Source organism: Paracoccus methylovorus (genome assembly GCF_016919705.1).
Lineage (GTDB): Bacteria > Pseudomonadota > Alphaproteobacteria > Rhodobacterales > Rhodobacteraceae > Paracoccus > Paracoccus methylovorus.
The window spans coordinates 114,200-126,541 of the sequence record NZ_CP070369.1; the positions used below are offsets into that span (position 1 = coordinate 114,200).

Here is a 12,342-nt window from a genome sequence, read left to right on the forward strand (position 1 = left end):
TTGCGTCCGATCAGAAGTTCCGCGCCTGACCCGAGGCCGGGTCCAGCAGCGTGACTGAATTGTCATTCGACGGGGAAAACGGCCCTTTCGGCGGCACCAGCGCATGGCCGCGCATGGGCGTCATGTCCACGGGCGCGCGGGCGAGTTCGGGCGATTTGCCAAACATCAGCGCCGAATCCTCGGGCGTGCAGAACGAGGCGACCTGAAAGGGCTTCCATCCCAGCACGGGTGCGCGGGTGCCGCGGCGCTCATGCTTGTCGTAGGTCAGTTGGGTGACGTTCATCGTGCCCGCCAGCCCGGTGCCGCCCTGCGCATCCAGCGCCATCATCTCGGCCATGCAGATCTTGCCCGGTTCGACGCACATGTTGACGATGCGCGCGAAAAGCTGCGGATCGACCTGCGCAAAGGGCATGGGCGGCACGTTTTCGCTAGGTGCCTCCAGCTCCAGATAGCGTGGGCGGTCAAGCGTTTCGCCCGTGGCGCGCACCTGTTCCACCCAGGCGTCAAAGCCCGCCTCGTCCGTCGCCAGCGCCTTGAAACGCATCCCGGAAAAGCCGTGGCCCGAGTAATGCGAGGCGATGCCCTGATATTCGCCGGGATTGTTGAAGACGCCGTGCAGCTTGGTCTCCATCCCCGGCATGGCATAGATCATGCCGGCCATCGCGGGGATGTAGAACGCGTTCATCACCGAGGTCGAGGTCAGGGTGAATTCGACCGGGCGGTCCACCGGCACCGCCATTTCGTTGATCGAGGCGATGCCCTGTTCGGGATAGATGAACAGCCACTTCCAATCCATCGCCACCACCTGCACCGGCAGGGGCTCATGCGCCTCGGTCATGGGCTGGTCGGCGCTGATTCGGTCCAGCGGCCGATAGGGGTCCAGCAGATGCGTGCCAACCCAGGTCAGCGCCCCCAGCGACACGATGATCAAAAGCGGCAATGCCCAGATCACGAACTCCAGCTTTGTCGAATGGTCCCAGTCGGGCTTATATTCGGCCTGGCGGTTTCTTTCGCGGTAACGGCGTGCGAAGATCACGGTCATCACCATCACCGGAATGATGATCAACAGCATCAGCAAAGTCGAGATGACCAGCAGGTCGCGCTGGCGCGTGGCCACGTCCCCGGCGGGGGCCAGAACCTCGGCCTTGCATGCAGCAAGGGGAATCAACAGGCCAAGCCATGCCAGGTTGGCGAATTTTCTTATGTGAGTCATTGGACTACCCGATGTCGGTGAGCGACAGTTACGGACGGCTGAGTCGCGGCGCTGCGACAGGGCACAAATTGAATTACCTTGATTTCGATCAAACTCGCCATGCGACGTTTTGTCCTATGCTGTTTGCCGCCTGCTTGCTGCACCAATAGGGACGGAAACGCCGCGGCGGGTGAATCTATCCCATCCCGGCAAGAATCTGCATCGCATCGGATTCCTCGGACATATGAACACGACATCTTCAACGCCCGCCGCACCGTCGGCCGCCCCGACATCACACGGCCGCCACAGGGTTTCGCCTTCGGATATCGCCGTGGGCGTCATCATCGGCCGCACGTCGGAATTCTTCGACTTTTTCGTCTTTGCCATCGCGGCTGTCATCGTCTTTCCGCAGCGGATCTTTCCCTTTGTCGATCCGCTGACCGGGACGCTTTTGTCGTTCGCGCTGCTGGCTCTGGCCTTTATCGCCCGGCCGCTGGGCAGCGTGATGTTCATGAGCCTGGACCGAAGACACGGGCGCGTGACCAAGCTGACGGTGGCGCTGTTCCTGATGGGAACCGCGACCGTCGCGATGGGCCTGATTCCCAGCTACGAAAGCGCGGGCGTCTGGGCCATCATCATCCTGGCAGCGTTGCGCATCGCGCAGGGTCTGGCGCTTGGGGGGGCGTGGGACGGCATGTCCTCGCTGCTGGCGCTGACTTCGCCGCGCGACCGTCGCGGCTTTTACGCCATGTTGCCGCAACTGGGCGCGCCGATCGGGTTGATCGTCGCCAGTTTGCTGTTCGCCTATCTGGCGGCCAACCTGACGGCGCAGGATTTTCTGGACTGGGGCTGGCGCTATCCGTTCTTTGTCGCATTTTCGGTCAACGTGGTGGCGCTGTTCGCGCGGCTGCGCATCGTTGCGACCGAAGAATTCGCCGAGCTTTTCGAATCGCGCGAATTGCAGCCGACCCGCATCGGCAAGACCCTGCGCGAGGACGGCGGTGCGGTGCTGATCGGCATCTTCGTGCCTCTGGCCAGCTTTGCGATGTTCCATATGGTGACGGTCTATCCGCTGTCGTGGATCTATCTTTACACCAACGAGACGCTGCTGAGCTTCCTGATTATCGAGGCCGTGGCCGCCAGCTTTGGTATCGTCGCCATCCTGCTGTCGGGCTGGTTGGCCGACCGCATTGGCCGGCGCAACCTGTTGCTGGTCGGCGCGCTGCTGATTGGCTGTTTCGCGGCCTTGGCGCCGCTGCTGCTGTCGGCGGGCAAGACCGGCGAACTGGTCTATATGATCGCCGGTTTCTTCATCCTTGGCCTCAGCTTCGGGCAAAGCTCGGGCGCGGTGGCGTCGCTGTTCGAGGCGCGAAACCGCTATACCGGCTCGGCCATCGTGTCGGATCTGGCATGGATGTTCGGCGCCGGTTTCGCGCCGCTGACCGCGCTGCTGCTTTCGACCTGGTTGGGGCTGTCGGCGGCGGGGCTTTACCTGCTGTCGGGGGCGATCTGCTCGACCATCGCCATCCTGATGTCCGGCAAGCTGGAGTTCCGCGCCGTCGACCGCTAGGCCCACCTCTGCCCTTGTTCTGTCCCCTTGCATAAAATGCCGCGCGGCAAGGATGTTGTGAAACGCCCGCGCTTAGGCTTATCAATGTATTGCGGGCAGGAGGAACGCCGGATTGGCGCCCGCCGCAGCCCCACAAGGCTGCGCCGGGCGCGATGACAAGGTTGGGAGGGGGCAGAGATCCATGCGGGATTCCTCTGAAGCATCAGTATGGCCTGCGCGCATCTTGCGACAGGGGCGCCTGCGATGACGGGCGGCGAACAGGCGTCGGGTCAGGACCAGCGCGAGATGTTGACGATGCTGACCGCAAGGGTGCGCGACGCCATCCTGCGCAAGCCGCACTTCGTCGATGCCGATACCGATCTGGTGACGCTCTGCGGTGAGCTTGCGGCGCGTGGCATTGCCGATGCGCTGGTGCGCGACGGCGACTGGCTTGGCATCTTTACCACGACCAATCTGGTGCAGGCCGTCTTGCGCGACACGCCCCCCGCCGCGCTGAAAGTGCGCGAATTTACCAAGTTCACCCCTTGGTCGGTCGGCATCGAGGACGATCTTTACGACGCGATGATGCTGATGCTGCGCCACCGGATCCACCGTGTTCTGGTGCGTGACGGCGATCAGGTGGTCGCCATCCTCAGCCAGCTTGACCTGATGGGGTTTCTGGCCAATCAGACGCATCTGATTTCGGCCGAGATCGCGCGGGCGGCCAGCCCGGCCGAACTGGCCAGACCTGCCGCGCAGGTCGAGGTGCTGATCCGCGTGCTGCACGAGGACGGCGTGCGCATCGAGGTCATCGCCGGGCTGGTCGGTCGGTTGAACCGGCAGATCTTTCGCCGGTTGTGGCAGATGCTGGCCCCGCAGGTCCTGCGCGACAACAGTTGCCTGATCGTCATGGGCAGCGAGGGGCGGTCCGAACAGATCATCCGCACCGATCAGGACAATGCGCTGATCCTGCGCGACGATTTCTCGTTCGACGGGCTGGACCGGGTCACGCAGGCTTTTACCGATGCGCTGATTTCCTTTGGCTATCCGCCCTGTCCGGGGGGCATCATGCTCAGCCGGCCGCTGTGGTGCCAAAGCGTGCAGTCCTTTGGCGATACCCTGCGCGACTGGATCCATGGCGGCGATCCCGAGGGGCCGATGAATCTGGCGATCTTTCTGGACGCGGCTGCCGTGGCCGGGGACGAAAGCCTGTTGTCCGCCGTGCAGGACCGGCTGCGACGGATGCTGACCGGCAGCGACAGCTTTTACGCAAGCTTTGCCGCGGCGATCCGGCAGTTCGACAGTGGCGGAGAGGGTGGCTGGTGGCGCCGCATGCCGGGGCTGCGCGGCCGCGAGGCTGCCGAGATCGACCTGAAAAAGCTGGGCATCTTTCCCGTCGTGCATGGCGCCCGCGCACTGGCGCTGGAATATGGCGTCGCCGCGCCCGGCACTCGCGCCCGTTTGCAGGCGCTGGCCGATGCGGGGCGGATCGACGGCGGGCTGGCGCGCGATCTGGCCGATGCGCTGCATTGCATGATGGGGCTGAAGCTGGACAGCAATCTGGCCCAGATCACCCGCGGCCAGCCGCCCGACAATAGCATCCGCCCGACCGAACTGGGTCGGCTGGATCGTCAGGCCCTGCGCGATTCGTTGAATATCGTGCGCGATTTCAAGCAATGGCTGGGCCAGCACTACCACCTGGACCTGCTATGAGACGGCGCGACGGACCCTCGGCCCAGGTATTGCTGGCGCTGTGCGGCGCTGGCTTCTTGCTGTTCAACTTTCCGCTGCTGCTGATCTGGGGGCGGCCGGTCACGGTCTTTGGCCTGCCGCTGTTGCCGGTGGCGCTGTTTGCGATCTGGGCCGGGTTGATCGCGGCGCTGGCTGCGGTCAGCGCAAAGGCCGCAAGGCGGCCGCCGCCGGGCGAGTCCGGCGACCGTGGACCCGGGGAGGACGGATGATCCAGCCCGGCCTCGTCCTTGCGGTTTCCTTTGGCTACCTGCTTTTGCTGGTCGCGGTGGCGGCGCATGGCGACCGCCGCGCCGGGCAGGGACGTTCGCTGATCGACAACAGCCTTGTCTATGCGCTGTCCTGGGGGGTCTATTGCTCGGCCTGGACCTATTTCGGCAGCGTGGGCCGAGCTGCCTCGGGCGGGGTCTGGTTCCTGCCGATCTATCTGGGACCGATGCTGGCCATGCTGCTGGCGTGGCTGGTGCTGCGCAAGATGGTGCGGATCGCGCGCAGCTATCGCATCACCTCGATCGCGGATTTCATTGCCAGCCGCTATGGCAAAAGCCCGCTGCTGGCCGCGCTGGTGACGCTGATCACCGTTGTCGGCATCCTGCCCTATATCGCCTTGCAGCTAAAGGCGGTCTCGGCCGGCTATGAAGCGCTGACCGGGGGCCACGGCCAGCCGGACGCGGCATGGTGGCGCGACGGCACGCTTTACATGGCGCTGTCGCTGGCGGGTTTCGCGGTGGTTTTCGGCACCCGCCACCTTGACCTGTCCGAGCGGCACGAGGGGATGGTCGCCGCCATCGCCTTTGAATCCGCGGTCAAGCTGGGGGCCTTTCTGGTGGTTGGCATCTTTGTCACCTACGGGCTTTTCGGCGGCATGGGCGATATCTGGGCGCGTGCGCAGGCCCAGCCCGACATCGCCGGGCTGCTGCACCTTGGCGGGCAGGGGTTCGAGGGTTTTCAGGGTGCGCAATGGTTTGCGCTGACGCTTTTGTCGATGCTGTCGGTACTGCTGCTGCCGCGCCAGTTCCAGATGATGGTGGTGGAATGCGTGGACGAGCGGCATATCCTGCGTGCCTCGTGGATGTTTCCGGCCTATCTGCTGCTGATCAACATCTTTGTCCTGCCTATCGCCATCGGCGGTATGCTGATTTTTGGCGACGGCGGGGCGGGGGCGGAAAGCTATGTCCTGACGCTGCCGCTGTCGCAAGGCGTCGGGTGGCTGGCGCTGCTGGCCTATCTGGGCGGGCTTTCGGCGGCGACGGGCATGATTATCGTGGAAACCGTCGCGGTCTCGACCATGGTTTGCAACGATCTGGTGATGCCCGCGCTTTTGCGCGGCGGGCGGTTTGCCCGCACCGGTGGCGACCTGACCCGGCTTTTGCTGAACATCCGCCGCGCCGCGATCCTGCTGGTGCTGCTGCTGGGCTATCTGTATTTCCGCGTCGCGGGCGAGGCTTATGCGCTGGTCTCGATCGGGCTCATCAGCTTTGCCGCCGTGGCGCAATTCGCGCCGGCGCTTTTGGGCGGAATGTATTGGCAGGGGGGAACGCGGGCCGGGGCGCTTGGCGGGCTGCTGGGCGGTTCGCTGGTCTGGGCCTATACCTTGATGCTGCCCTCGGTCGCCCGTTCGGGCTGGATTCCGGCGGGATTTCTGGACGGCCCCTTCGGATTTGGCCTGTTGGCGCCGCAAAGCCTTTTCGGGCTTGGGGGATTTGACGACCTGACCCATTCGCTGTTCTGGAGCCTGCTGGTCAATATCTCGCTTTACGTGGGCCTGTCGGTGACCGGTCGCGCCTCGGCGCGCGAGGCAAGTCAGGCGCTGTTGTTCGTCGATGTGTTCCAGCGCGGGCAGGCGCAGCCGGTGTTCTGGCGCGGCCGTGCCCGGCTGGAGGATCTGCGCCGGCTGGCGGGTCGCTTTCTGGGTGCCGCGCGGGCCGAGGCGGTGTTTCGCGACCATGCGCGCGAAACCGGCACGGCGCTGGACAGTCTGACCGCCGACGCGCGGCTGGTCGACCGGGTCGAGCGCCAGATTGCCGGCGCGATCGGCACCGCCTCGGCCCGGGTGATGATCGAATCGGTGGCGCAGGAAGAGCCGCTCAGCCTGCGCGACGTGCTGGAGATCATCGACGAGGCGTCGCAGGTGCGTACCTATGCCCACGAGTTGGAACTGGCGACGGTCGAACTGCGCGAGGCCAATGAGAAGCTGAAAAGTCTTGACCAGCTCAAGGACGACTTTATGTCCTCGGTCACGCATGAATTGCGCACGCCCCTGACCTCGATCCGGGCGCTGACGGAACTGATGCTGGACACGCCCGACGTCGAGCCGTCACAGCGCGAGGAGTTCCTGAACATCATCCTGACCGAAAGCGAAAGGCTGAGCCGGCTGGTCAATCAGGTGCTGGACCTTGCCAAGATCGAATCCGGCATGGCCGAATGGCACAACACCGACGTGGACATGAAGGCGCTGATCGTCGCGGCCTTGCGTGCCACTGCCGAACTGTTCCGCGAGCGCGGGGCGCAGGTGGTGCTGGACCTGCCCGACCGGGTGCCGATGGTGCTGGCCGATGCCGACCGGCTGACACAGGTGCTGGTGAACCTGTTGTCGAACGCCGCGAAATTCGTCCCCGAGGGGCGCGGCCACGTCAAAGTCGCCTTGCGTGTTCAGGGGGATGAGCTGGTGGTCACGGTGCGCGACAACGGCCCCGGCGTCGCGCCTGCCGATCAGCCCACCGTGTTCGAAAAATTCCGTCAGGGCGGCCAGGCCGGCAACCGCCCGTCCGGCACGGGGCTTGGGCTTCCGATCAGCCGGCAGATCGTTGTTAATCTGGGCGGCAGGATATGGCTGGACAGCCCGCCGGGCCAAGGCGCGTGCTTCGCCTTCAGCCTGCCGCTTCGCAATCAAGGGAGGGTCCGATGACAGACAGGGTGCTGATTGCGGATGACGAGCCGAATATTGTCGTCTCGCTGTCGTTCATGCTGAAACGCGAAGGCTACGAGGTGCTGGTTGCCCCTGATGGCACGCAGGCGCTGGCGATGATCCGCAGCGACAGGCCGCGGCTGGTGCTGCTGGATGCGGCGATGCCGGGCATGAGCGGTTTTGAAGTCTGTGAAACCGTGCGCGCCGATCCCGATCTGGCTGGCACCCGCATCCTGATGCTGACCGCCAAGGGCCGCGACACCGATATTGCCCGCGGCATGGGTGCGGGGGCGGATGCCTATGTCACGAAACCCTTTTCAACCCGCGAGTTGATCGTGCGCATTCGCGAGATGCTGGCATGAAGTTCAGCCTGCACCGCCTTATGCTTGTCGCCGTGCCGGGGTTGGCGCTGGCGATGTGGGTGCTTGGGGGGGCGGTGCTGTTTTACGCGACGCTGCCGCCAGGACAGCGCGACGGGCTGTTTTCGGCGCTTCTCCCCGCAGTTCAGGGCAGCGGTGCGATCCTGTTCGGCTGGTGGCTGGCCGGCTCGGCGCTGGCGGGCTGGCTTGCGGTCCGGCTTTATGCCCAGCACGTCCAGACCCCGGCGCGGCTGGCCGATGCGGCGCGGCTGCTGGCCGACAATGCCGCCGCCCCCCGGTTGCAGCCGACTGCGCCCGGCGCCCTTGGCGAACTGGCCGGGGCGATCAACCGACTGGCCGACCAGCGCCAGACCTTGCAGGGCGATATGGCCCGGCTGGTGGCCGAGGCGCAGCAAAAGGTCGCGCAGGAACGCGACCAGCTTGGCGCGCTGATGGCCGAACTGCGCCAGAGCGTCATCGTGTGCAATCTCGACGGCCGGATCCTGCTTTACAACGACCATACCCGCAGCCTGTTTCAGCGCGTCCTGGGCGGACAGCAGATGGCAGGCGGGGCCGAGCTGATCGGGCTGGGCCGCTCGATCCACGGCGTCATCGACCGTGCTCTGATCGAACATGCGCGCGAGACCGTGGACCGCCATATCGCGCGTGGCGAGGCGGCGGTGTCGGCGCAATTCGTCACCACCACGCCCTCCGGCAGCCTGCTGCATGTTGTGCTGGCCCCGGTGCGCCCGCAGGCCGGCGAGGCCCTCGCGATCAGTGGCTATGTGCTGCTGCTTGGCGATATTACCCAGGATTATGCCGGCCAGTCCCGCCGCGACCGCCGCCTGACCGAACTGACCGAGGCCAGCCGCGCCTCGCTGGCCAATATGCAGGCGGCGCTGGACATGCTGGACTATCCCGATCTGGAACCGGCCGAGCGCGACGGCTTTCACGCCATCGTCCGCGACGAGGTGGCGGCCATGGGCCAGCGGCTGCAGACCTTGACCGAGGATGCCTCGCAAGAGATCCTGACCCGCTGGCCGTTGCAAGAGATGCTGGGTGACGACCTTCTGGCGGCAGCGGCACAGCATGTGCTGGCCCAGACCGGGCGGGTCGCCAAGGTCGTGTCCGCCGATGAAGGGCTGTGGCTGCGGGTGGACAGTTTTTCGCTGATTCAGGCGCTTGGCGCACTGGCCGGACAGTTGGCCGGGCCGCGCGGTATGCCGGCGCTGACCCTGCGCCTTGCGCCTGCCGCTACGCCGGGCTGGGCGCATCTTGATCTGGTCTGGCCGCTTGATGCCGCCGTGCCCGCTGCCGGCGCCATGGGCAATGGCGATCACGATGTCACCGCCCGCGACATCGCCGAACGCCACGGCGGCGAATTGTGGCTGGAACAGGATCGCCCGGCCGGACTGTCCTTTTTCCGCTTTCTGTTGCCGACCGCCTTGTCGGGCCCCGAGGCCGAGGCGCTGGAGGCGCGCCCCGAGTTCTATGATTTCGACCTGTTCGCGGCCAGTGATTCCAGCCGCTCTCTGGACGACCAGCCATTGGAGCGACTGACCTATACCGTCTTCGACACCGAAACGACGGGGCTGAACCCGGCACAGGGCGACGAGATCATCCAGATCGGCGCGTTGCGGATCGTGAACGGCAAGATCCTGCGCGGCGAGCGTTTCGACCAGCTTGTTGATCCCGGCCGTGAGATCCCCGAGGAATCCATCCCCTATCACGGCATTCTGCCTGAAATGGTGCAGGGCCAGCCCCGTATCGCCCAGGTGTTGCCGGCATTTCACGCCTATGCCTCGGACACGGTTCTGGTTGGCCATAACGTCGCCTTTGACATGCGCTTCCTGCAGTTGAAAGAGGCGGCGACCGGGGTGCGCTTTGACCAGCCGGTGCTGGACACGCTGCTTTTGGCCAGCATCGCGCAGCCGCACGAGCCCTCGCAGTCGCTTGAGGCCATTGCCGCGCGGCTGGGGGTCGAAATCACCCTTCGCCACAATGCCGCCAGCGACGCTCTGGTCACGGCCGAGGTGTTCATGCGGCTTTTGCCGCTGTTGCAGGCGCGCGGCATCGTCACGCTGGGGCAGGCACGGGCCGAGGCCCAGAACTCTTATTACGCGCGGCTGCGCTATTGACCCGCGCAGGGTGGTCAACAGCCGCGCTGCTCTTTCGCCCAGATGATTGATGGTCAAAATAGTTTGTAATAAAAACTATTTTGACCTACATATATTTTCATGACGACTCCTCCCAGATCTGCGCGCGTCCGTTTCGGGCGCTATTTCGTGACGCTTGCCCGCCAGTGGCGGCGCGCAGTCGAACATGCCCTTGCCTCGGCGGGGCTGACCGATGCCACATGGGCCCCGCTGGTGCATCTGGCGGAAGGTGGCGACGACATCAGCCAGACCGAGCTTGCCGGGCGGCTGGCGCTGGACAGTTCGACTCTGGTCAGGTTGCTGGACCTGCTGGAAGGCCGTGGTCTGGTCGAGCGCCGGCCCGACCCCGCTGATCGCCGCGCCCGCCGCATCCTGCTGACGCCCGCGGGCCGGACCGAGGTTCTACGCGTGCGCCGGATGCTGGACCGGATCGAAATGGACCTGCTGGCCGATCTGGACGAAGCCACGGTCGAGGGCATGATGCACAACCTGTCCCGGATCGAGGCGCGCGTCGCCGCAAGACTGGCGGGCGAGCAGGGATGAGCGAAGCGAGCTGGCTGCAGCGGAACGGTTTTGACAGGGCAAGGCTGCTGTTTGCCACGCGCACGGCGCTGGCCTGCTGCCTTGCGGTGGTGGTCGCCTGGGCCATGGGGCTGGAACATCCGCAATGGTCGGGCATGTCGGTCTGGGCCGCGTCCCAGACGTTGCGCGGGCAATTGCTTGAAAAGGGGTTCTTCCGTTTTGCGGGCACGCTGATCGGCACGGTCGTCGGCGTGTTTCTGGTGCTGGGCATGCAGTTGCATCCGGCGATCATGGTGGCGGGGCTTGCATTCTGGGTCGGGCTTTGCACCTGGGCCGGCAATCTTCAGCGCGGGTTGATCGCCTATGGCACGGTGCTGGCGGGCTATTCCGCCTCGATGGTGGCGCTTTTGGATACGGCGCATCCCGATCAGGTGCTGCACTTGGGGGCCGACCGGCTGGCCACGGTGCTGACCGGCGTTCTGGTCGCGACGCTGGCCGGATATTTCTTTGCCGGGCAGGGGGATGCCGCCGATCTGCGCGCCCGTATCCGCAACCTTCTGGCCGACCTGCTGCGCCATCTGGCCGAACCGGCCGGGGGTGGCGGTGCGCTTTTGTCGCGCATGGCGGCGCTGGAGGAAAGCCTTGATCCCCACGCGGCCGGGTCGCTGCGTTCGCGGCGCGAGGTGCGGGCCTGCCGGGCGGTGCTGCTGGCCGCCCTGCCGCTGCTGTTGCGGGCCGAAGGCGCGCCCCCTTTGCCCGCACCGCTGGCGGCGCGGCTGTCCGATGCGGCCGGGGCGCGGGATCGCGGCGATATGGCCGATGCACGGCGTATCCTTGAAAACCTGCCCTTGGACGATTGCGACGATCCGGGTCATCTGGTGCAGGGGTTGACCGGGGCGCTGCGCGACTGGGATGCGCCCGAGGCTGCCGACGGCGCGACCTCGACGGCTCCTCTCGTTGTGCTGCACCGCGACTGGATCGGCGCGCGCGAGGCGGCTCTGCGGGCCGGCGGGGCGATGCTGCTTTTCGGCGCGATCTGGCTGGTGACGGGTTGGAGCCTTGGTCCCTTCATGCTGCTGGGCCTGTCGGTGATGATCTCGCTATTCTCGACCTTCGAAAACCCGGCCCGGATGATGCGCTATGTCGGCGCCGGGCAGGCGCTTGGCGTGATCGCCGCGATCCTGTGCCACCGGCTGCTGTGGCCTTTGGCGCAGACGGAATTGCAACAGATCCTGATGCTGGTGCCGTTCCTCATGCTGGCGCCGATCCTGGTGGCGCATCGCCGGACCGTGCTGGGGGCCACGGATTACAGCATGATCCTGCTGCTGATGTCGCAACCGCATCTGCCGCTGCAAGAGGGGCTGTCGGATATCCTGCTGAGGGGAGTGGCGATTCTGGCCGCGCCCTTGACGGCCTGGGTCGGCTATCGGTTGATCTATCCGGTCAGCCTGCAACGCCGGCGGGGGCATCTGGTGCAGATGATGCTGCGCGATCTGGCGGCCATTGCCCGTGATCCACAGGCGTTGGCGCGTCGCCCGGTCTGGCAGGCGCGGCTGTATCACCGCGCACTGCGGCTGGTGCGGATATCCGAGCGGCTGCCCGGTGCGCGGGACCGTGCGCTGATGCAAAGCCTGACCATCCTGACGCTGGCCCATGCTGTGATGCGCTGTCACGAGCTTGTGGCCGACCCCAACACTTCGGCCGCCACCCGTCGCGCCGCGCAACTGGTCTGCCGGCGGCTGGAGCGTATCGCCAGTAGCGGCGACCGCACGCCCCGCAGTCTGGACAGGCTGGCGCGGCGTCTGGATGGCGTGGACGCGCAGACCTTGCGGCGGGCGGCAAGCGGGTTGCGGCAGTTGCCGCCCATCGGCTGATCGGTGCTTGGCTGGGGCAGGCGGGCCCCTTGG

9 protein-coding genes are annotated in these 12,342 nt (G+C 65.7%); 8 read left to right on the forward strand and 1 reads right to left on the reverse strand.

Annotation, left to right across the window (positions count from 1 at the left end; genetic code table 11):
- Positions 1 to 10: 10 nt before the first annotated feature.
- Positions 11 to 1,213 (reverse strand): ubiquinol oxidase subunit II, encoded by a 1,203-nt coding sequence (gene cyoA / locus JWJ88_RS11445; protein WP_205295477.1) that lies wholly within the window; start codon positions 1,211 to 1,213, stop codon positions 11 to 13.
- Positions 1,214 to 1,436: 223 nt separating this feature from the next.
- On the opposite strand from cyoA, the gene JWJ88_RS11450 reads away from it, so the two are divergent.
- The 8 genes from JWJ88_RS11450 (at position 1,437) to JWJ88_RS11485 (ending at position 12,309) form a co-directional block, all read left to right on the forward strand.
- On the forward strand, positions 1,437 to 2,762 hold the full coding sequence (locus tag JWJ88_RS11450; protein ID WP_205295478.1) for an MFS transporter: 1,326 nt from the start codon (positions 1,437 to 1,439) through the stop codon (positions 2,760 to 2,762).
- A gap of 243 nt (positions 2,763 to 3,005) precedes the next feature.
- On the forward strand, positions 3,006 to 4,454 hold the full coding sequence (locus JWJ88_RS11455; protein ID WP_240200253.1) for a putative nucleotidyltransferase substrate binding domain-containing protein: 1,449 nt from the start codon (positions 3,006 to 3,008) through the stop codon (positions 4,452 to 4,454).
- Positions 4,451 to 4,702: a hypothetical protein gene (locus JWJ88_RS11460; RefSeq protein ID WP_205295479.1), complete on the forward strand. Its 252-nt coding sequence runs from the start codon at positions 4,451 to 4,453 to the stop codon at positions 4,700 to 4,702. The genes JWJ88_RS11455 and JWJ88_RS11460 overlap by 4 nt, the downstream gene beginning before the upstream one ends.
- On the forward strand, positions 4,699 to 7,398 hold the full coding sequence (locus tag JWJ88_RS11465; RefSeq protein ID WP_205295480.1) for an ATP-binding protein: 2,700 nt from the start codon (positions 4,699 to 4,701) through the stop codon (positions 7,396 to 7,398). Before JWJ88_RS11460 ends, JWJ88_RS11465 begins: the two co-directional genes overlap by 4 nt.
- Positions 7,395 to 7,760 carry a response regulator transcription factor gene (locus JWJ88_RS11470; RefSeq protein WP_205295481.1) on the forward strand — a complete coding sequence of 122 codons (366 nt, stop codon included), beginning with the start codon at positions 7,395 to 7,397 and terminating at the stop codon, positions 7,758 to 7,760. Before JWJ88_RS11465 ends, JWJ88_RS11470 begins: the two co-directional genes overlap by 4 nt.
- Positions 7,757 to 9,895 (forward strand): 3'-5' exonuclease, encoded by a 2,139-nt coding sequence (locus JWJ88_RS11475; protein ID WP_205295482.1) that lies wholly within the window; start codon positions 7,757 to 7,759, stop codon positions 9,893 to 9,895. The genes JWJ88_RS11470 and JWJ88_RS11475 overlap by 4 nt, the downstream gene beginning before the upstream one ends.
- A gap of 99 nt (positions 9,896 to 9,994) precedes the next feature.
- Positions 9,995 to 10,456: a MarR family winged helix-turn-helix transcriptional regulator gene (locus tag JWJ88_RS11480; protein WP_205295483.1), complete on the forward strand. Its 462-nt coding sequence runs from the start codon at positions 9,995 to 9,997 to the stop codon at positions 10,454 to 10,456.
- Positions 10,453 to 12,309: an FUSC family protein gene (locus JWJ88_RS11485; protein ID WP_205295484.1), complete on the forward strand. Its 1,857-nt coding sequence runs from the start codon at positions 10,453 to 10,455 to the stop codon at positions 12,307 to 12,309. Before JWJ88_RS11480 ends, JWJ88_RS11485 begins: the two co-directional genes overlap by 4 nt.
- Positions 12,310 to 12,342 lie beyond the last annotated feature (33 nt).